At 73.7% G+C, this 19,163-nt stretch carries 15 protein-coding genes and 2 pseudogenes; 10 read left to right on the top strand and 7 right to left on the bottom strand.

Features of this window, described 5'->3' with window-relative positions; all coding sequences use genetic code 11:
- Positions 1–46 precede the first annotated feature (46 nt).
- A pseudogene (locus ACIQPT_RS21325) lies at positions 47–756 on the top strand (NUDIX domain-containing protein).
- Positions 757–777: 21 nt separating this feature from the next.
- Here ACIQPT_RS21325 and ACIQPT_RS21320 read toward each other — a convergent pair.
- On the bottom strand, positions 778–1,428 hold the full coding sequence (locus ACIQPT_RS21320; RefSeq protein WP_401157459.1) for a TetR family transcriptional regulator: 651 nt from the start codon (positions 1,426–1,428) through the stop codon (positions 778–780).
- 56 nt (positions 1,429–1,484) lie between these two features.
- Between ACIQPT_RS21320 and ACIQPT_RS21315 the strand changes: the two are divergent.
- Positions 1,485–2,405: pseudogene (locus tag ACIQPT_RS21315) on the top strand (oxidoreductase); the annotation flags it as partial.
- A 54-nt stretch (positions 2,406–2,459) separates the two neighbouring features.
- Here the strand turns inward: ACIQPT_RS21315 and ACIQPT_RS21310 are convergent.
- The 3 genes from ACIQPT_RS21310 to ACIQPT_RS21300 form a co-directional block, all read right to left on the bottom strand.
- Complete coding sequence (locus tag ACIQPT_RS21310; RefSeq protein ID WP_401157458.1) at positions 2,460–3,515, bottom strand: hypothetical protein; 1,056 nt, start codon at positions 3,513–3,515, stop codon at positions 2,460–2,462.
- Positions 3,516–3,525: 10 nt separating this feature from the next.
- The gene (locus ACIQPT_RS21305) at positions 3,526–4,491 is read right to left on the bottom strand and encodes a tetratricopeptide repeat protein (protein ID WP_401157457.1); all 966 of its coding nucleotides are present in this window, start codon (positions 4,489–4,491) and stop codon (positions 3,526–3,528) included.
- A 141-nt stretch (positions 4,492–4,632) separates the two neighbouring features.
- Complete coding sequence (locus tag ACIQPT_RS21300; RefSeq protein ID WP_401157456.1) at positions 4,633–5,607, bottom strand: EamA family transporter; 975 nt, start codon at positions 5,605–5,607, stop codon at positions 4,633–4,635.
- Between the two features lie 184 nt (positions 5,608–5,791).
- On the opposite strand from ACIQPT_RS21300, the gene ACIQPT_RS21295 reads away from it, so the two are divergent.
- Complete coding sequence (locus ACIQPT_RS21295) at positions 5,792–6,688, top strand: LysR family transcriptional regulator (RefSeq protein ID WP_401157455.1); 897 nt, start codon at positions 5,792–5,794, stop codon at positions 6,686–6,688.
- An 85-nt stretch (positions 6,689–6,773) separates the two neighbouring features.
- A complete protein-coding gene (locus ACIQPT_RS21290) occupies positions 6,774–7,934 on the top strand; it encodes a serine hydrolase domain-containing protein (RefSeq protein ID WP_401157454.1) in 1,161 nt (386 codons plus the stop codon).
- Positions 7,935–7,995: 61 nt separating this feature from the next.
- On the opposite strand, the gene ACIQPT_RS21285 is transcribed toward ACIQPT_RS21290, so the two are convergent.
- From ACIQPT_RS21285 to ACIQPT_RS21275, 3 genes are read right to left on the bottom strand one after another with little or no spacing between them, the layout of a single operon-like run.
- Positions 7,996–9,276: a hypothetical protein gene (locus tag ACIQPT_RS21285; protein ID WP_401157453.1), complete on the bottom strand. Its 1,281-nt coding sequence runs from the start codon at positions 9,274–9,276 to the stop codon at positions 7,996–7,998.
- The gene (locus tag ACIQPT_RS21280) at positions 9,273–10,358 is read right to left on the bottom strand and encodes a hypothetical protein (protein ID WP_401157452.1); all 1,086 of its coding nucleotides are present in this window, start codon (positions 10,356–10,358) and stop codon (positions 9,273–9,275) included. Before ACIQPT_RS21280 ends, ACIQPT_RS21285 begins: the two co-directional genes overlap by 4 nt.
- A 48-nt stretch (positions 10,359–10,406) precedes the next feature.
- Positions 10,407–13,247: an FAD-binding and (Fe-S)-binding domain-containing protein gene (locus ACIQPT_RS21275; protein ID WP_401157451.1), complete on the bottom strand. Its 2,841-nt coding sequence runs from the start codon at positions 13,245–13,247 to the stop codon at positions 10,407–10,409.
- 280 nt (positions 13,248–13,527) lie between these two features.
- Between ACIQPT_RS21275 and ACIQPT_RS21270 the strand changes: the two genes are divergently transcribed.
- From ACIQPT_RS21270 to ACIQPT_RS21245, 6 genes are read left to right on the top strand one after another with little or no spacing between them, the layout of a single operon-like run.
- The gene (locus tag ACIQPT_RS21270; protein ID WP_401157450.1) at positions 13,528–15,147 is read left to right on the top strand and encodes an ATP-binding protein; all 1,620 of its coding nucleotides are present in this window, start codon (positions 13,528–13,530) and stop codon (positions 15,145–15,147) included.
- Positions 15,144–15,563, top strand: a complete 420-nt coding sequence (locus ACIQPT_RS21265) for a roadblock/LC7 domain-containing protein (protein ID WP_401157449.1) — start codon at positions 15,144–15,146, stop codon at positions 15,561–15,563. The genes ACIQPT_RS21270 and ACIQPT_RS21265 overlap by 4 nt, the downstream gene beginning before the upstream one ends.
- On the top strand, positions 15,560–15,931 hold the full coding sequence (locus ACIQPT_RS21260) for a DUF742 domain-containing protein (protein WP_073740608.1): 372 nt from the start codon (positions 15,560–15,562) through the stop codon (positions 15,929–15,931). Before ACIQPT_RS21265 ends, ACIQPT_RS21260 begins: the two co-directional genes overlap by 4 nt.
- Positions 15,912–16,586: a GTP-binding protein gene (locus tag ACIQPT_RS21255; RefSeq protein ID WP_401157448.1), complete on the top strand. Its 675-nt coding sequence runs from the start codon at positions 15,912–15,914 to the stop codon at positions 16,584–16,586. Before ACIQPT_RS21260 ends, ACIQPT_RS21255 begins: the two co-directional genes overlap by 20 nt.
- Entirely contained in the window at positions 16,583–17,845 is a 1,263-nt protein-coding gene (locus ACIQPT_RS21250) for a cytochrome P450 (protein ID WP_401157447.1), read from the top strand. The genes ACIQPT_RS21255 and ACIQPT_RS21250 overlap by 4 nt, the downstream gene beginning before the upstream one ends.
- Positions 17,842–19,071: a cytochrome P450 gene (locus tag ACIQPT_RS21245; protein ID WP_401157446.1), complete on the top strand. Its 1,230-nt coding sequence runs from the start codon at positions 17,842–17,844 to the stop codon at positions 19,069–19,071. Before ACIQPT_RS21250 ends, ACIQPT_RS21245 begins: the two co-directional genes overlap by 4 nt.
- The last annotated feature ends 92 nt before the right edge of the window (positions 19,072–19,163 follow it).

Below are 19,163 nucleotides of genomic sequence, written 5' to 3'. Positions count from 1 at the left end.
GGCATTCCGGCGGCGGCGGGACGGCGGTCCGCGTTAGCCTCCGTCGATGACAGCCGAAACGCGCGCGGTGACCGTCCGGTTCGACGCCGACAAGCTGATCCTGGAGCCCCGTCACGACGCGGAGGGCCCGCACTACGTCTTTCCCGACGGCCCTTCCGGGGGTCCCGGTACGGCTGCTCGGGCCGCACTGTCCCTGGCGGAGGCCCTGCACGCGCGCATCAGGCCGGCCGGTACGGCGGAGACGGTCCTGCGCGCCTGGGCGGAAGGCACGGCCCGGTGGCCCTGGTCGACCCTGCGGCGGTGCCGCCGGTACGGGTACGGGCCGGGGCGATCGTCATCCGTGACGGGGCCATGTTGCTGATCCGCTTCACCGAGGAGGACGGCGGATCGCACTACGAGATTCCGGGCGGCGGGGTCGAGGAGGGCGAGACGCCGGAGACGGCCGTCGTGCGCGAGCTGGACGAGGAGACCGGCCTGGCCGGGACCGTCGGGCCCGAGGTGGCACGGGTCTGGAAGGACGGCCGGCACGAGCACTACTTCCTCGTGTCCGCGACGGGCGGGGTCGGCCGGCCCGAGACGCTGGACACCTACGGCGGCGCCCCGGTCTGGGTGCCGGTGGAGCGCCTGCCCGTCACCCCGTTGTGGCCCCGCCGGCTGTCCTGGCGCATCGAGCACTGGCACCGGACGGGGTGGCCGGACCGCCCGGCCGAACTGGCCGACTCCATCACCGAGCTGGACCGGCCGTGCCGTTGGTGAGGGGCGCGCGCCGAGACGCCCCTACGACAGGCCTTGGTCGGCGTCCAGCGCCGGGGCGAGGACAGCGAAGGCGCGATCGGTCAGCGCGGCGGGATCCTCGGCTCCGTCGCTGTCGCTCCAGCGCCGCAGCACGGTGTCGAAGGCCGTGAGCGCGACCCCGGCGGCGAGGCGGGGGTAGAGGTCCGCTTCCGCGTCGAGCCCCAGGCGGCGGGCCGTGGCCGCGGCAAGATCGTCGCGCCACTGGGCCTGGTGCTCCAGGAAGCGGGCACGCAGGGCGGGAGTGCGCAGGATCAGCTGGACGACCCGCAGGGCCCGGCCGGAGTGCTCGGCGCCGTCGGCGCAGGCCGCCATGGCGACCCAGACGGCGTGGCGCAGCGCCGTGGAGGGGAGTTCGGCCGTGGGGCGGGCGGCCAGTTCGGCGTGCATGCCCGCGCCCATGTCGGCCAGGAACTGGACGACCACATCCTCCTTGGACGCGAAGTACCGGAAGAACGTCCGCTTGGACACACCGGCCGTGGCCACGATCTCGTCGACCGTGACCGCGTCGAATCCCTCCAGGGCCATCAACTGGAGTGCGGATTCGGTCAGTTCGTTCGAGACGAGCTGACGTTTGCGCTGGGCCATGGTCACTGCGGGGCGGGTACTCACACCCCCATGATAGCGCCATGCCATCCATGACACCTGGTAACTTCTTGACACTTGGTGCCACGAGCGGCAGCGTATGCCGCATGACACAGAACGCTTCACGGAAAGAACGCTGGACCGCCGAACGGATCCCGGACCAGACCGGCCGGGTCACCGTGGTCACCGGGGCCAACAGCGGCCTCGGCCTGGCGACCGCCCGGGCTCTCGCCGACCGGGGCGGGCACGTGATCCTTGCCGTACGCGACGTGGAGAAGGGCCGCCGGGCCGTCGCCGACATCACCTCCGGCCGGCCGGAGGCCTCCCTGGAGGTGCGCCGCCTGGACCTGGCCGACCTCGACTCCGTACGGGCGTTCTCCGCCGCCCTGCGCAGCGACCATTCCCGGCTGGACGCGCTGGTCAACAACGCCGGGGTGATGGCGCCGCCCCGCTCGGCGAGCGCACAGGGACACGAGCTGCAGTTCGCGTCCAACCACCTCGGCCACTTCGCGCTCACCGGGCTGCTGCTCGACCTGCTGGCCGGGGGGCGGGACCCGCGCGTCGTCACGGTGACCTCGGTCAACCACCGTAAGGCGGAGCCGCGTTTCGACGACCTCGACGGCGAACGCGGCTACCGGCCGATGGTCTTCTACGACCGGTCGAAGCTCGCCAACGCCGTCTTCGGGCACGAGCTGCACCGCCGGCTGACCGCATCCGGCAGCCCGGTCCTGAGCCTGCTCGCGCACCCGGGCTACACCGCCACCAACCTGCAGACGACCGGCCCGACCGGCCTGGTGAAGCTGCTGTTCGGCCGTGTCCTCCTGCCCCTCGCCCAGCGCCCCGACGCGGGTGCGCTTCCGCAGCTGTACGCGGCGACCGCCCCGGACGTGCGGGGCGGTGAGCTCATCGGTCCGGACGGCCGCGGGGAACTGCGCGGCGGTCCGACGCGGGTTCCGCTCGCCCCGGCGGCCGTCGACCCACCGACCGGGCGGCGGCTGTGGGAGGTGTCGGAGCGGCTGACCGACGTGCATCCCGTTCCCGGCGGCCGTGTGACGCAGGCCCCCTCGTCCGTTCCTACGCTCCTACGCCCCCGCCGCCGTGGCCTCCTCCAGGGCGGCGCGGGGGACACCGAGCTGCGGCAGCTCCAGGTGACGGAGCCCGGTGGGGACGGTCACCTCGCCGGAGTGGACCAGGTCGGAGAGGTCCACCTCCAGGGTGCGGACCGCTTCCACCAGGTCGGCCGCCGCCCCGAGGACGGGATCTCCCCCTGACAGCGCGCCGGGCACCATGCGCTGCCAGAGGGTGTCGCGGCGGTGCCAGCCGAGCCGGCCGAGCCGCTCGGGGTCGGGAAGGCCCGGGAGGCCGGCGGGGGTCTCCAGCCGGAGGACATCGGTGTCGGCCGTGGCGGCGGCGACGGCGAAGCGGAGAGGGTCGCGGGCGGAGGACAGGCGCAGCACGAAGCCGCCGGGAAAGTCGTGCACCTCGGCGCAGAGGGCCTGAAGTGCGCTGTTCAGGCGCGCCTGGGCGTCTCCCCAGCCCCGCACGGGCTTCGAGGGCCCGGGAGGGGAGAGGTCCGCACGGGCCGAGCCGCGCCACAGATCCGGCCGCCCCGGGCGGAACTCGGCGCCCCGGTCGGTGCAGAGCAACTGGAGGACCACGCAGCCCTCGTCCAGCATGACGGCCACACTGGTTCCCGGCCGGTGCCACACCGCCCGGAGGCCCGGACCCGCCAGGCGGGTGGGCGGCCCGCCGAGGGCGTACGCGGTGACTTCGCGGGCGGTCTGGGCGAAGTGGCACTCGTGGGCGTGGTCGTCGTCGTAGGCGATGCCGTACGAGAGGTTGATCTCCAGCCCCAGCACCTGCTCGGGATCCTCGGCCGCCACGGTCAGCACCCCGACGCCCTGGCGGGGGCCCCCGGGATGCCCGTTCAGCTCCCACGCCACCTCGGGCCGGCGCCCCCGTGCCAGGTCCGGCGGGCTTCCGCCGGGGGTCACGGGCCGCACCTGCCACCCCAGTGTGTCGAGCGCGGCCCGCACCTCCGGCAGCCGCCAGGTGCCCATGTCGAGCGGAAGTACCTCGTCCAGCAAGCGCTGGAACCTCGTCTCGGAGTCCCAGCCACGGTATGCGTCGGTCGTCATCCGGGTGAGCCTATGACGGAGGCTTACCCGGCCGCAGCCTCGCGGCGGCGGCCTTCCGGTGCCACGCCCGCGCCTGACGGAAGTGTCCCGCCTCTTCCGAGAGCTCCGCCAGCCGGGTCATCGCCGCTGCGTGCCCGGCCTCGGCCGCCTTCTCGTACCAGTTCTGCGCCGCGTGGAGATCACCCTTCCGTTCCCCGGTGCGCCCCAGCGCCATCATGGAGTCGACGTCACCCTTCCGGGCCCCCTTGATCACCTGGGTCTCCATCAGGTCGAGAATCTCGGAGCGGCTGAGCAGTCCGGCGAGCAGGCGACCGGCCTCGGGGTCGCCCGCGTCGACCGACTTGCGGTACCAGGACTTCGCCGCCTCCCTGTCGCCCTGTTCCAGGGCAAGATCCCCGAGGGCGTTCATCGCGGCGGTCGAACCCCCGGCAGCCGCCCGACGGGCCCATTTCCCGGCCTCCGCGACCTCACCCCGCCCGTGCAGCAACCGCCCGACGGTGTACGCGGCGTCGGCATGACCCGCCTCGGCGGCCCGGCGGTACCAGTCCTCGGCCTCCGCGTCGGCACCCCGCTCCTCGTACAGGGCCCCGAGGGTGGCCATCGCGGACGCGTTGCCTCCCTCGGCCGAGCGCCGGTACCAGTGAAAGGCCTCGGTGTGGTCCCCCCGCGACCGCAGGGCGTAGGCGACCATCTCCATCGCGCGCACATGCCCCGCGCCGCCCGCCGCCCGCAGCAGTTGCTCCGCCTCGGCCCGCCGTCCCCACTGGTGGAGCAGTGCGCCAAGGGCGACGGGGGCATCGGGGTGCCCCTTCTCCACCGCCCGGCGCAGCCACCGCTCGGCGCCGTCCTGGTCCTGGTGATGACCGAGATACACGCCGTACCGGATCATCCCCATGGCGTCCCCCGCCTCGGCGGCCTCACGCAGGGCCTCCACCCCGCCGCCCCTCGGCCCCTGCTCCTTCGACCTCCACCGCATGAACATCCCCCTGGGCTCACCGGTATGTGACCGTCCCCCAAGGTTCAGGACGACGCCTGCCCGCCCGCGGGTTCCCACCATGTCCGCCCGGCCGCCCGGCTGTTGGCGGCGAGCCGCCGCACCCCGGACGCCCGCGTCGGCTCACGCCTCGCGGCGGCCCGTCCGGCTGCGCACCGCGCCGATGCTGGCGCCGATGACGAGGGCGATGGCCAGGGCGTCCGTCGTGGAGAGGGCCTGGTCCAGGATCAGGAAGCCCGCGCCGGCGGCGATGGCCGGTTCCAGGCTCATCATCACGGCGAACGTGGGCGCGGGCAGCCGCCGCAGGGCCATCAGCTCCAGGGTGTACGGGAGGACCGAGCTCAGGACCGCCACCGCCGCGCCGAGCGCCACGGTGGACGGGACCGTGAGCTTCGCCCCGGACTCCATGATGCCCAGGGGCAGCGAGAGGACCGCGGCGACCACCATCGCCAGGGCCAGCCCGTCCGCCTGCGGGAAGCGGCGGCCGGTGCGGGCGCTGAACACGATGTACGCCGCCCACATCGCCCCGGCCCCCAGGGCGTACGCCGCGCCGACCGGGTCGAGGCGGTCGAAGCCGCCGCCGCCCAGCAGGACGACGCCGACGAGGGCGAGGCCCGCCCACACGACGTTGATCAGACGGCGGGAGGCGAACACCGAGAGGGCCAGCGGGCCGAGCACCTCCAGCGTGACGGCGATGCCGAGCGGGATCCGGTCGAGCGCCTGGTAGAAGAGCGTGTTCATACCGCCCATCGCGACGCCGAAGGCGAGCACCGTGCCCCAGTCGGCACGCGAGTGGCCGCGCAGCTTCGGGCGGCAGATCACCAGCAGGATCAGGGCGGCGGCCGCCAGCCGCAGGGTGACGACGCCCAGCGCGCCCGCCTTCGGCATCAGAAGCGCCGCGACGGCCGAGCCGAACTGGACGGACAGGCCTCCGGCGACCACCAGCACGATCGGTGTCAGTGCCGCCCGGCGCTCGGCCCCGGTCCGCCCGGCCGGCGCGCCCGCACCCACGTCCCCGGCGCCATCGAGCGCCGTCACCGCTTCGGGTACGGCGACGGCTGCGGCGGCCGGTTCGGCGGCGCTGCGCTGGTCGTTCACGGGGGACCTTCCGGGGGGAACGGGGGGGGGGAACAGGGGGAGACGGGGGCGAGACGGATCAGTACACCGTAATGGACTGGACGGTACGGGAAGCCGCACTGTCCGGCCAACGGTTTCCCCTCACCGTAAGGACGCCCGCGCGTCCCGTGAAATACCGATCAAGCTCTCGTTATGCTTCCCACGCATGAACGATGGACCCTCCACCGGCCGCCCCGTGGAACTCCGGGTGGAACTCCGGCATCTGCGGGCCTTCCTCGCGGTCGCCGACGAGCTGAACATCACGCGCGCCGCCTCCCGCCTCCGGCTGACCCAGCCCGCCGTGTCCCGCACCCTCGCGGCGCTGGAGCGGCACCTGGGGGTCCGGCTCGTCGACCGTTCCACCCACCACCTCGCCCTGACCCCCGACGGCGTCGCCTTCCGCGACAAGGCCGCCGCCGCGGTCGCCGCCTTCGACGAGGCACTGGCCCCCGGGCGGCTGCGCACCTGGCCGCTGCGGCTCGGGCACGCCTGGTCCGCGTTCGGGCCGTACACCACGCCCCTGCTGCGGACCTGGCAGGAACGCCACCCCGGGACCCCGCTGGAACTGCTCCGGATCGACGACCGCACCGCCGGCCTGACCCGGGGCGAGGTCGACGCGGCGCTGCTGCGGGGGCCCGTGGACGCGCCGGGGCTCGTCGCGGAGGTGCTGTTCACCGAGGTCCGGGTGGCGGCGGTGACCGCGGACGGGCCGCTCGCGGGGCGGGCCTCGCTCGCCCTCGCCGATCTCGCGGACGGCCCCGTCGTCCTGAACACCGTCTCCGGCACCACCACCGTCGACCTGTGGCCGCAGCACGCCCGCCCGGCCGCCACCCTCACCGTCGGGAACACCGACGACTGGCTCACCGCCATCGCCGCCGGACGCGGCAGCGGGGTCTCCACCGCCTCGACTGCGACCCTGCACCCGCACGCGGGGGTCGCGTACGTCCCGCTGGACGACGCCCCGGGCGTCCCGGTCCTCCTCGCCCGCCGCGACGCCCCCGGCCACCCGGCCCTCCCCGAACTCGCGGCGCTGGCCCGCGAGATCATCGAGCGGGGTACGTGAACGCATGTGCCGACGGGAATTTCCCGGCCGCCCGGGCCTGTTGGGACGACACACAAGCCGACGGGACGCACCAGGGGGAAAGAACATGGCCTCGTACGACATAGCCGTCCACGGGACGGTGGCCGAGGGATTCGACGGCGTACGGGAGGAGTTCGCCGCCGTCCTGGCCGAGGAGAACAGCGAACCCGGCGCGCAGCTCGCCGCGTACCTGGACGGCCGGCCGGTGGTCGACCTCTGGGCGGGGGACGGCATCACGGGCGACGCGCTGCCCGCCGTCTTCTCCTCGACCAAGGGCGCGGCTCATCTGGTGGTCGCCCTGCTCGTGCAGGACGGGGTCCTGGACCTGGACCGGCACATCACCGCGTACTGGCCGGAGTTCACCGGCGGCGGCAAGGAGCGGCTGACCCTGCGCGATGTGCTCGCGCACAGCGCGGGACTGATCGGCGCCGACGGCGGGTTCACCCTCGACGAGTTGGCCGACGACCGCGTGGTCGCCGCGCGCCTGGCGGGTCAGCGCCCGCACTGGGAGCCCGGCACGGCCTTCGGGTACCACGCGCTGACGATCGGCGCGCTCACCGGCGAGGTGGTGCGCCGGGCGACGGGCCGTTCGGTCCAGGAGCTCTTCGAGGAGCGGGTCCGCGCCCCGTACGGCCTCGACTTCCACCTCGGCCTGCCCGAGGCGCTGGAGGGGCGGTACGTTCCGATCCGCCCGATGGTCCCCACGCCCGAGCAGGTCGCGGAGCTCCGGGCGAACGACGCCGGTCCGGACAGCATGATCGCCATCGCCTTCAACGCCGGGGCCAGGTCTCCGGTCGACCTGGTCACCTTCGTCAACTCCCGTACGACACGGGCGCTGAGCCCCGCATCGGTGGGCGGCGTCGCCTCCGCCCGCGGCCTCGCGGGGATGTACGCGGCAGTGGTGGGCGGCCTGGACGGCAGGGCTCCGCTGCTGAAGCCGGAGACGCTCGCCGAGTTCGGACGGCCCCATCTGCTCGGCACCGATGTGGTGACCGGCTCGGTCGACGGCTTCGGGCTCGGCTTCGAGCGGGCGCGGCAGTCCTATCCGTTCCTGGGCGAGGGCTCGATCGGCCATGCCGGGGCCGCCGGTTCGCAGTCCTTCGCGGACCCGGTGAACGGGGTGGCGTACGGGTACACGCGGCGCACCTGTGCCTACCCGGGCGGCGCGGCCCCCGAGAACGTCCGCCTGGCGCGGGCCGTGATCCGCGCGGCGGCGGCGGTGCGCTGAGGAGGGGACGGCGGCGGTGCGCTGAGGACAGGGACGGCGGGGCGGGGCCGGGCGGGCCCGGCTACACGAGGTCCGGGAGCGTCAGCCGGATCGGGCCGCAGCCGATACGCTCCGCCTCCGCCTCCACATAGCGGGGCAGCAGGGACCGGACGAGGTTCGTCTCCCGGGCCTTCGCGTCGCCGATGTCCTTCAGCCGCTCCACCAGGAACACCACGTCACCGGTCTGGCAGGAGGCCACGTACACCCCACGGGTGACGTCGATCGCACCGAATCCGCCGGGCCCCGGGCCCTGTCCGCCGCGCAGGGGCGTACCGCCGTGGGACGCCTCCAGGGCGAACACATGGGCCAGTACCGGATCCACGACGGTCGTCAGGCGCAGTTCGCCCGGCGGGTAGGAGGAGCCCGCCTCGCAGACCCGGGCGGCGCCGCCGTCCGGCCCCACCCGGGTGCGCGGCAGCCGCTCCCGGTAACCGGTGGGCAGGCGCAGCCCCTTGATGCCGCAGAGGGCGGCGGGATCGGTGTCGTCCCAGGCGACGACCGTGTCGGTGCGCTCCGGGGCGGAGTACGTGCCGGAGCAGCCCCGTTCACGCAGGACCTTGTTGGTCACGGCCACCGCGGCGGCGGACAGGGCCCTGCGGTCCTTCCGTTCGTATTCCTGCATGGCGCCGATGTCCGCTTCGCCCATGGTGAGGTCGACGACGGTCGGCGTGGCCAGCAGGTCCGGCTCCCCGGTACAGCTCTGCGGAAGCGCCAGCCAGGCCCGGGCCCCGGACGCCATGCCGGGCAGCCCGTTCCCCATCGCCACCATGCCGGGCTGGAGGAAGTCGTCGGTCCACGCCTTCGCCGCCGTACGGCTGGTTCCGGACAGCTCGTGGACGCGCACGGTCAGTTGGCGCGCCGCGCGGCCGTCGTCCTGGTAGCTCGTGACGCGGCACTGCCCGTACGAGGCGACGCGGGCGCGCGGGTCGGTCCGCAGCCGCTGGGTCTCGGCCGAGGTCTCCAGGTCGCCGAACACCTGGGTGGTCAGAGCGTCGTCGAACGCGCCCCAGCAGGGTGCGGAGGAGAGCAGCGGCAGGGTGTCCGTCCGCCAGGCGACCGTCCCCGCGCCGAGCAGCGCGCCGACGAGGCCGGCAGCGGTGACCGCGCGGGCCGTCCGGCTGCGGAGGAGCCGCAGCAGCAGCGGCGGCGGCCCACCCGGGGACGGGGCTGCCGCATCGGGGTCCGTCCCGCCGCTGTCCGCCATGCCGTGCGTCCCGCCGCCATCCGCCATGCCGCCGTGCGTCCCGCCGCCGTCCGCTATGCCGTCCGTCATGCCGTCGTCCGTCCCGCCGCCGTCCGTCATCGCGTCGTCCCCCGACCCTCCGTCGTGGGTTCGCAGCCGATGCGCCGGCCCGCGGCCTCGGCGAAGCCGGCCACCACCCGCCGGTCGCTCTTCTCCGTGCCGGACAGCGCCGACCCGATGCGCACGTAGAACACGGTGTCCCGGTCGACGCAGGAGGTGCGTACGAGCCCGTGCTCGACGCCCTCGGGAAGACCGTCGAACACCGCCACCGTCCGGGGCGTCGCGGCCATCACGAACTGGGCCGCCGGCTCGTCCGGAACGCCCCGCTGACTCCACACCACCGAGCAGGTCTGGAGCCGGTCGTCGACCACCCCCACCTGCTCCTCGTACCGCGAGCCCTTCCCCAGGTCGAACGTCGCCCCGGGAATCCGGCACACCGGGGTCCCGGCGCTGTCCGGCCGTTCGGCGACGCGGGTCATCGGCGACGTCATCCGCAGCGGTTCGTCCGGCGCGCACCCCGCCTTCCGCATCCCGGCCTCGGCCGCGCCCAGCAGCATCCGGCCCACGTCGGGCAGGTCCCCGATGCCGATGGACAGCTGCCGCTTGCCGAGGTGGCCGTCGCCCCAGCTCTCGGCCCACAGGGTCACCGCGGACGGCCGGCCCCGCACATCGCACGGCTCGGGCAGGATGAGCATCGCCCGGTCCTCCGCGACCAGGCCGTCCAGACCGTCGGGGAGCGGGGAAGCCGTGCCGCTGAAGTACCGCTCGATCCAGTCGCGCCGCTTGCCCGGAGCCTCGGGCACCGGGCCGTAGCTGAGCGTCACCCGGTCGTCGAAGCGGATCGGCTCGTCGGAGTCGTCGTCGGGTACGGACGAGGCCACCGTGAGGGTGCAGGTCGCCGTCTTCCCGTCGGCGCCCGGCGTACCGGACTCGACGGCGGACCGCTCGGAGCCGGACTTGCCCAGGGCGTCGTCACCGAGGAACCGCGCACCGCTGTCCTGCTGCCAGGCGTCCCAGCAGTAGCGGTCCCGGAAGAGCCCGCTGTCCTTCGCCCAGAGCCCGCCGCCCGATATGAGCACCGCTCCCGCCAGGGCGGAGGCGAGCACCGTACGCCTCCGCCACCACCTGCCACCGCTCTTCACGACGTTCCCCCTTGCCTGACCGCGACGACCGTTGCAAACCCGTCGATGCTACGGGGTCCTCATCAGCTCCTCCGCGATCACCTCCGCGAGGTGCCGGGCCCGGCGTCCGGCGAGCTGGTCGAGCTGGGTGCGGCAGGAGAAGCCGTCCGCGAGGAGTTCCGTGCCGGGTGCCGCTTCCCGCACGGCGGGGAGCAGTTGCTCCTCCGCGCAGGCGGCGGACACCTCCCAGTGGCCCTTCTCGAAGCCGAAGTTCCCGGCGAGCCCGCAGCAGCCGCCGCTGAGTTCGCCGGTCAGGCCCATCCGTTCGCGCAGTCTCCGCTCCGCCGCGTCGCCGAGGACCGCGTGCTGGTGGCAGTGCGTCTGGCCGACGGCCGGGCGGTCCAGGCGGGGCGGGGCCCAGTCGGGGGCGTACTCCTCCAGGTACTGGGCGAATGTCCGTACCGAAGAGGCAAGTTCGGCGGCGCGCGGGTCGTCGGGGAGGAGCTCGGGCAGGTCGGTGCGGAGGGTCGCGGCGCAGCTCGGCTCCAGGACGACGAGCGGGTGGCCGGGGAAGAGGTCGAGCCGGTCCAGGGTGCGGCGCATCACGCGGCGGGCCGCGTCGAGCTGGCCGGTCGATACGTAGGTGAGGCCGCAGCACACCCCGCGCGGGGGCGGCAGCACCGTACGCCCCGTCGCCTCCTCCAGGACCTGGACCGCCGCCCGGCCGACCTGCGGGGACAGGTGCTCGGTGAAGGTGTCGGCCCAGAGGGCCACCACCCGGTCGGTGGAGAGGATGTGCGTCCCGCCGCCCTGCCTCCGGCGCAGCCACCGGCTGTACGTCTCCGTCGCCAGCACGGGGATCGTCCGCTCGGGCGCGATCCCGGCCAGCCGTTTCGCGAGGGCGGCGAGCGGGCGCAGCCGGGCCAGGGCGTTGAGGGGGCGGGCGAAGGGGGCGGCCAGGCGCAGCCACCGCGGGAGGCGGCCCATCGCGTAGTGGGCGGCGGGCCGGAGCCGTCCCCGGTAGTGGTGGTGCAGGAACTCCGCCTTGTACGTGGCCATGTCGACGCCGACCGGGCAGTCGCTGCGGCAGCCCTTGCAGGAGAGGCAGAGGTCGAGCGCGTCCCGTACCTCCGTACTCCGCCAGCCGTCCGTGATGACCTCGCCCGCGAGCATCTCGTGGAGGAGTCGGGCCCGGCCCCGGGTCGAGTGGGCCTCCTCGCCGGTCGCCCGGAAGGACGGGCACATGACGCCCGCGCCGCCCGCCTCCTCCGTACGGCACTTGGCGACGCCGACGCAGCGGCGGACCGCGCCCGCGAAGTCCCCGCCGTCCTGCGGGTAGCCGAACTCCACGTCGACCGGGCGTTTCGGGAGGACGGCGAAGCGGAGGTTCTCGTCGAGGCGGGCCGGGCGGACCAGCATCCCCGGGTTCATCCCGCCGTCCGGGTCCCACAGGTCCTTGAACCGGCCGAAGAGGGCGACGAGTTCGTCCCCGTACATCCGGGGCAGCAGCTCCGCGCGCGCCTGGCCGTCGCCGTGCTCGCCGCTGAGGGAGCCGCCGTGCGCGACGACGAGACCGGCCGTCTCCTCGGAGAACCGGCGGAAGCGGGCCACCCCGGCGTCGGTCATCAGGTCGAAGTCGATGCGGACGTGGATGCAGCCGTCGCCGAAGTGGCCGTACGGCGTTCCGCGCAGGCCGTGTTCGGTGAGCAGGGCCCGGAAGTCGCGGAGATACGCGCCGAGCCGGGCGGGCGGCACCGCGCAGTCCTCCCAGCCTGGCCAGGCCTCACTGCCGTCGGGCATCCGGGTGGCGGTGCCGGCGGCGTCCTCGCGGATCCGCCACAGGGCCCGCTGCCCGGCCGGGTCGGTGACGATCGCGCCGTCCACGGCGTCGGCCGCCCGCAGGACGCGTTCGGCGTGCGCGCGGGCCTCGGCCGGGGTGTCGCCGCCGGTCTCGACGAACAGCCAGGCGGCCCCGCGCGGCAGCCCGGCGGACTCGGTGACGAGGTCGGCGGCCATGCCCTCGACGGTGAGCGGGCGGTACGGGAGGAGGCCCGGGGCGGCGTCGGCGGCGGCGGACTCGTCGGCGTACCCGAGGACGGCCAGGGCGCGGGCGCGCGGGGCCTCGACCAGGCGCACGGTGGCCTCGGTGACGACGCCGAGGGTGCCCTCGCTGCCGCAGAACGCCCGGACCGGGTCGGGGCCGCCGGGGTGCTCGGGGAGCAGGGCGTCGAGCGCGTAGCCGGAGATGCGGCGCGGGAGGTCCGGGTAGCCGGTACGGAGGAGGGCGAGGTGGGAGGCGATCAGTTCGCGTACGCCGCGGGGGCCCACGCCCCTCCCCTGCTCCAGCCGCAGCGCCTCACCCCCGTACCGGACCACCGACAGTCCCCGCACGTTGTCGGCCGTCGTGCCCCAGGCCACCGAGTGCGCGCCGCAGGAGTTGTTGCCGATCATCCCGCCGAGGGTGCAGCGGCTGTGGGTGGACGGGTCCGGGCCGAAGGTCAGACCGTGGGGTGCGGCGGCGGCCCGCAGATCGTCCAGGATCACGCCGGGCTGAACGACGGCCGTGCGGGCGGCCGGGTCCAGGTCGATGATCGTCCGCAGATGGCGGGTCAGGTCGAGGACGAGGCCGGTGCCGGTGGCCTGTCCGGCGATGGACGTGCCGCCGCCGCGCGCCACCACCGGTACCCCGTGCTCCCGGCAGACGGCCAGGGCGGCGGCGATGTCGTCGGCGTCGCGCGGGGCGAGCACACCGAGCGGGACGCGACGGTAGTTGGAGGCGTCCATGGTGTTCAACGCCCGTGCGGCGGCCCCGAAGTCGCTCGCGCCGCGTACGGCGGAGCGGAGCGCGGCGACGAAAGCCGGGGAAGTCGCCGAGGGAGTGCCGGTATGCGGTCGATGCTGTTCGGCCATTCCTTCAGCATGCCGTCGGTCCAGGTGAACTCTTGGGATCCGCGCGGACGAAAGTGCGTAAGCCGCACAAAAAAGCCCACAAGATCTTCCCAAACAGACCGTCAAGTCTCCTATAGTGACCAAGACTTGCGCAGGAACTATCAGCTCCAGTTGTGCAGGATCGCCCACACCCGTGCCGAACTGTCCGGAATTCGACTGGCCAGTTTCGCCGGACCGCACCACCCGCAAGCCCCGCACCGCCTCCCCACCGTCCCGCACCGTCCGCCACCGAGGACTCCGATTGCGCCCCTCACACCGGCCCACCGCACTCGCCCTGCTGATCTCGGCAGCCGCAACCGGCACGCTGACCCTGTGGGGCGTCGCCGCGGCCCCCGACTCGGTACGGACCCCGCTGGCCTGGGGTGCGGGCGCAGCCGCCGTGCTGCTGAGCGTCTGCGTGGCCGTCACCGTCCACACCCTGGGGACGGCGCGGACGCTGCGCGCCCTGCGGGCCGCCGACTCCCAGCGGTTCACCTCCGAGACCTCGCGCCTGGTCTCCGCCTCCGCCATGGAGGCCCAGCGCTTCACCGCGGAGACGGCCAGGATCAAGGGCGCCGCCTCCGCCGAGACCGCCCGGGTCGCCGCCGAGGCCCGCGCCGAGAACGAGCGGATCGCCGCGGACGCCGCCGCCGAGCAGGCCCGCCTCACCGTCACCGCCGACCGGCTGGCCGCCCGCGCCACCCGTGCCGAGACCGAGCGCTCCGCGGCCGTCGCCGCCTGCGCCAACGCGGCCGGGCGGATGCAGGCCCTGGCCACCAGCATGCTGGCCGACCTCCGTGAGATGGAGCACCGGCACTCCGACGAGTCCGTGCTCGGGGACCTGCTCCACCTGGACCACCGCACCGCCCAGGCGGGCCGCCTCGCCGACTCCATCGCCGTGCTGACCGGGGCCCGTTCCGGCCGGCGCTGGGCGAAGCCGATCGTCATGGAGTCGATCCTGCGCGGCGCGATGGGCCGGATCGGCAGCTACCAGCGGGTCCGTCTGCACTCCACCAGCGATGTCGCCATCGCCGGTCACGCGGCCGAGGGCGTCATGCACGCGCTCGCCGAACTCCTCGACAACGCGGCCAACTTCTCGCCGCCCACCGCCGAGGTCCATGTGTACGTGGAAGAGGTCCCGGCGGGCATCGTCATCACCGTCGAGGACAGCGGGCTCGTCATGAGCGAGGTGCAGCTGCGCCGCGCGGAGCGGGCCGTCTCCGCCGACCACCAGGACCTCACCAACCTCTCCGGCACCCGCCTCGGGCTCGCCGTCGTCGGCCGGCTGGCCCGTAAGCACGGCCTGACCGTCTCCTTCCGGCCGTCCGCCCGGGGCGGCACCGGCGCGCTGATGATGCTCCCTCAGGACCTCATCTCCCGCGCGACCGCACCGGCCCCGACGCTCCCGGCCCCGGTCCCGGCCGCTACGGCTCCGACGGCCGCGACGGCTCCGACGGTCCCCGCCCAAGCAGCCACGCACCAGGTGACCGCCCCCGCCGAGCCGGAGCCCTCGCACGCCTCGGCCGCCGGATCGGACACCGCCGACGCCGCCCCCGCGGCCAGGTCCCTCACCGCGGACGACGCCTCCACGCCCCTGACCCCGGCGGCGGAGCCGACGTCCTCGGAGCCCTCGGGCTCTTCGGTGGATTCGGAGTCCGAGTCCACCGGCACCGTGCCCGCGTTCGGCGAGAGCGGCCTGCCCAAGCGCCGCCGCGGCCGCACGCTGGCCGCCGCCGAAGCCCGTACCGGCAACGCCACCCCCGGCGGAGCCGAAACCCCCCGGGCCCGTACCACCGACCCGAAGGTCCAGGCAGCGCGCTTCAGCACCTTCAGCAAGGCGGTACGGGCCAACTCCACGCACCCGGAAGGCAACACCCGATGACCGCGACCACCGACGAGAAGCTCAACTGGCTGCTGGAGGGGCTGCTCGACCGCACCCCCGGTACCCGCCACGCCCTCGTCCTGTCCCGCGACGGCCTCAAGCTGTGCCGCACCCCCGAGCTCTCCGTCGACCAGGCGGACCAGCTGGCCGCGATCTCCGCCGGGATCCAGAGCCTCTCGCACGGCGCGTCCATCGAGTTCGGCGACGGCACCGGCGGCGTACGGTCCGCGATGGCCGAGTTCTACGGCGGCGTGCTGTTCATCGTCGAGGCGGGGGCCGGGGCGCACCTGGCCGTCGTCGCCGACGAGGACTCCGACGTGGGCCTCGTCGGCCACAACATGAGCGAGCTCGTCGAGCAGCTCGGCGAACACCTCGTCGCACCGCCGCGCACCCCCGCGGAGGTTCCGGCCGGATGACGACGGCACCCCGCCCCCGACCGGGCCGCGACGACGATCCGGACCGGCTGTACACCCTCACCGGTGGCCGCAGCCGTTCCGACTCCGCCGCCTTCGACCTGGTGACGCTCGTCGTCGCCGAGTGCGATCCGGCCCCCGGGATGCAGTCCGAGCACGTCGCGATCCTGCGGATGTGCCAGGGCCCCACCGCCGTCGTCGAAATAGCCGCGACCCTGAACCTGCCGGTCAGCATCGTCCGCATCATGCTGTGCGACCTGCTCGACACCGGCCGGATCAGCGCCCGCCACCCCCGTACAGCCCGTGTCGCGGACCGGCTCCCCGACCCCGACATCCTGGAACAGGTGCTCGTTGGACTCCGCAACCTCTGACCGCGCCGCCCTGAGCTCGACGGCCGACAACGGACTCAAGATCGTTGTCGTCGGCGGCTTCGGGGTCGGCAAGACCACCATGGTCCGATCCGTGAGCGAGATCCGTCCGCTCAACACGGAGGAGACCATGACCCGCGCGGGCGAGGCCGTCGACGACCTCGACGGCGTCCAGGCCAAGACGTCCACCACCGTGGCGTTCGACTTCGGCCGGATCACGCTCGACGAACGCTCCGTGCTGTATCTCTTCGGCGCGCCCGGACAGGAGCGCTTCTGGTTCCTGTGGGACCGGCTGTTCTCCGGCACGCTCGGCGCGGTCGTCCTCGTCGACACCCGCCGGCTCGCCGACTCCTGGTACGCCATCGACCGCCTGGAGCACCACGGCACCCCGTTCATCGTGGCGTGCAACGACTTCGGCGGCCCGCTCCACAGCGAGCAGCAGATCCGGGAGGCCCTGGACCTCTCGGAGGACGTACCGCTGGTGGAGTGCGACGCCCGCGACCGCTCGTCCAGCAAATACGTGCTCATCACGCTCGTCGAGCACCTCGCCGCGCTCTCCGCCGCCCGCCTCCACACCCCCGGAACGACCGCCTCCGCAGCGGCCGCCCCCGAGGCGGCCCTGGCGGCGGCCGGCCCGACCCCGGAGCCCGCCCCGTGACCACTGCCTCCGGCTGCCCCGTCACCCACGGGTCCGTACCCCTGTCCGGACCCCGCTTCCAGAGCGACCCCGTCCAGCTCTACCGCGACATGCGGCGCGACCACGGGGCGATCGCCCCGGTCGTGCTGGACGGCGACGTGCCCGCCTGGCTCGTCCTCGGCTACCGCGAACTGCACCAGGTCACCGGCGACCCGGTCCTCTTCAGCCGGGACTCCGACCTGTGGAACCAGTGGGACCGCATCCCCGACGACTGGCCGCTGCTGCCGATGATCGGGCGCAAGCAGCCCTCGATCCTCTACACGGTCGGCGAACGCCACAGCGTCCGCGCGATGATGATCAGCAACGCGCTGGAGGGCGTCGACCCGTTCTCCCTGAAGCGGTACGCGGAGGAGTTCGCGGACGAGCTGGTCGACCGGTTCTGCACCAAGGGCTCGGTCGACATCATCGCGGAGTACGCCAAGCTGCTCCCCGCCCTGGTCCTGGCCAGGATCTACGGCTTCTCCGACGAGGAGGCCCACCCGCTGGCCGACTCGATCAACGACATGATCGACGGCCGGGAGCGGGCGCTCGCCGGACAGCAGCACCTCGCCACCTCGATGTTCCAGCTCCTGGCGGACAAGCACGCCGAGCCCGGAGACGACGTGGCCACCCGGATGCTCGGCGACACCGGCGGCTTCACCGACGAGGAGGTCGCCCAGGACCTCATGGTGATGATGGCGGCCGGTCACCAGCCGACCGCCGACTGGATGGGCAACTCGCTGCGCCTGATGCTCACCGACGACCGGTTCGCCGCCTCGCTCTCGGGCGGCCGGCACAGTGTCGCCGAGGCGATGAACGAGGTCCTCTGGGAGGACACCCCGACGCAGAACGTGGCCGGCCGCTGGGCCGCCCGCGACACCCACATCGGCGGCCGCCACATCCGCGCCGGCGACCTGCTGCTCCTGGGGATCGCCGCCGCCAACGGCGACCCGCAGGTGCGGACCCACGCCTCGGCGCTGACCGGCGGCAACAACGCCTTCCTCTCCTTCGGCCACGGCGAGCACCGCTGCCCGTTCCCGGCCCAGGAGACCGCCGAGGTCATCGCCCGTACCGGTATCGAGGTCCTGCTCGACCGGCTGCCCGACGTGGACCTCGCCGTCCCCGCCGAGCAGCTCACCCGCCGCCCGTCACCGTGGCTGCGCGGTCTGACGGACCTGCCGGTGACCTTCACGCCCACGCCCGCCCTCGGCAGACCCGGAAGCCACGGAGGCCCCGTATGACCCGCATCGCGCTCGACCCGTTCGTCACCGACCTCGACGGCGAGAGCGCCGCGCTGCGAGCGGCCGGCCCGCTGGCCGAGGTGGAGCTGCCGGGCGGTGTACACGTGTACGCGGTCACCCGCCACGCGGAGGCCCGCGCGCTGCTCACCGACAGCCGGGTGGTCAAGGACATCAACGTCTGGGGCGCCTGGCAGCGCGGCGAGATACCGATGGACTGGCCGCTGATCGGCCTGGCCAACCCGGGCCGCTCGATGCTGACGGTCGACGGGGCGGACCACCGCCGGCTCCGTACGCTGGTGGCGCAGGCGCTGACCGTGCGCCGGGTGGAGCGGCTGCGCGCCGGGATCGAGGCGCTGACGAACGCGAGCCTGGAGAAGCTGGCAGCCCTCCCGGCCGGGGACCCGGTAGACCTGAAGGCGGAGTTCGCCTACCCCCTCCCCATGAACGTGATCAGCGAGCTGATGGGTGTGGACGCGGCGGATCATCCGCGACTGAAGGAGCTGTTCGAGAAGTTCTTCTCGACGCAGACGCCGCCGGAGGAGGTCCCGCAGATGATGGCGGACCTCGGAACGCTCTTCACGAAGATCGTCGACTCCAAGCGGGCGAACCCGGGCGACGACCTCACGAGCGCCCTGATCGCGGCCTCCGAGAACGGCGACCACCTCACCGACGAGGAGATCGTCAACACGCTGCAGCTGATCATCGCCGCCGGACACGAGACCACGATCAGCCTGATCGTCAACGTGGTCGAGGCGCTCCAGACCCACCCGGAGCAGCGCAAGAAGGTCCTCAACGGCGAGATCGGCTGGGACGGCGTGATCGAGGAGACGCTCCGCTGGAACACCCCCACCTCGCACGTACTGATCCGCTTCGCGACGGAGGACATCGAGGTCGGCGACAAGACCCTCCCGAAGGGCGAGGGCCTGATCATCTCGTTCGGCGCGCTGGGCCGGGACGAGGAGCAGTACGGCCCGACGGCGGGCGAGTTCGACGCCACCCGCACCCCGAACCGCCACATCGCCTTCGGCCACGGCCCGCACGTCTGCCCCGGCGCGGCACTCTCCCGCCTGGAGGCGGGCATCGCGCTCCCCGCCCTCTACGAGCGCTTCCCGGAACTGGACCTGGCGGTCCCGGCCTCGGAGCTGCGCAACAAGCCGATCGTGACGCAGAACGACCTGTACGAGCTACCGGTGGAGCTGGGCTGCCCGTTCGGCGGCGACGCGTAGGCGGTCCATGTCACGGGCGTCCACGGGCCGGAGCGCACGTCTCATCGGACGGACACGGTTACGAAGCCGTGCCACCGAGGGACTACGCTCCG

This window comes from Streptomyces sp. NPDC091289 (genome assembly GCF_044757365.1).
Classification (GTDB): domain Bacteria; phylum Actinomycetota; class Actinomycetes; order Streptomycetales; family Streptomycetaceae; genus Streptomyces.
The sequence above is the reverse complement of the archived record's forward strand: the minus strand, read 5'-3'. Positions and strand labels throughout refer to the sequence as shown.

Coding starts and splice junctions, on each gene's coding strand:
- ACIQPT_RS21320 (WP_401157459.1), bottom strand. CDS start 1,428: ATGGCATGGCGCTATCATGGGGGTGTGAGTACCCGCCCCGCAGTGACC.
- ACIQPT_RS21310 (WP_401157458.1), bottom strand. CDS start 3,515: ATGACGACCGACGCATACCGTGGCTGGGACTCCGAGACGAGGTTCCAG.
- ACIQPT_RS21305 (WP_401157457.1), bottom strand. CDS start 4,491: ATGCGGTGGAGGTCGAAGGAGCAGGGGCCGAGGGGCGGCGGGGTGGAG.
- ACIQPT_RS21295 (WP_401157455.1), top strand. CDS start 5,792: ATGAACGATGGACCCTCCACCGGCCGCCCCGTGGAACTCCGGGTGGAA.
- ACIQPT_RS21290 (WP_401157454.1), top strand. CDS start 6,774: ATGGCCTCGTACGACATAGCCGTCCACGGGACGGTGGCCGAGGGATTC.
- ACIQPT_RS21285 (WP_401157453.1), bottom strand. CDS start 9,276: ATGACGGACGGCGGCGGGACGGACGACGGCATGACGGACGGCATAGCG.
- ACIQPT_RS21275 (WP_401157451.1), bottom strand. CDS start 13,247: ATGGCCGAACAGCATCGACCGCATACCGGCACTCCCTCGGCGACTTCC.
- ACIQPT_RS21265 (WP_401157449.1), top strand. CDS start 15,144: ATGACCGCGACCACCGACGAGAAGCTCAACTGGCTGCTGGAGGGGCTG.
- ACIQPT_RS21260 (WP_073740608.1), top strand. CDS start 15,560: ATGACGACGGCACCCCGCCCCCGACCGGGCCGCGACGACGATCCGGAC.
- ACIQPT_RS21245 (WP_401157446.1), top strand. CDS start 17,842: ATGACCCGCATCGCGCTCGACCCGTTCGTCACCGACCTCGACGGCGAG.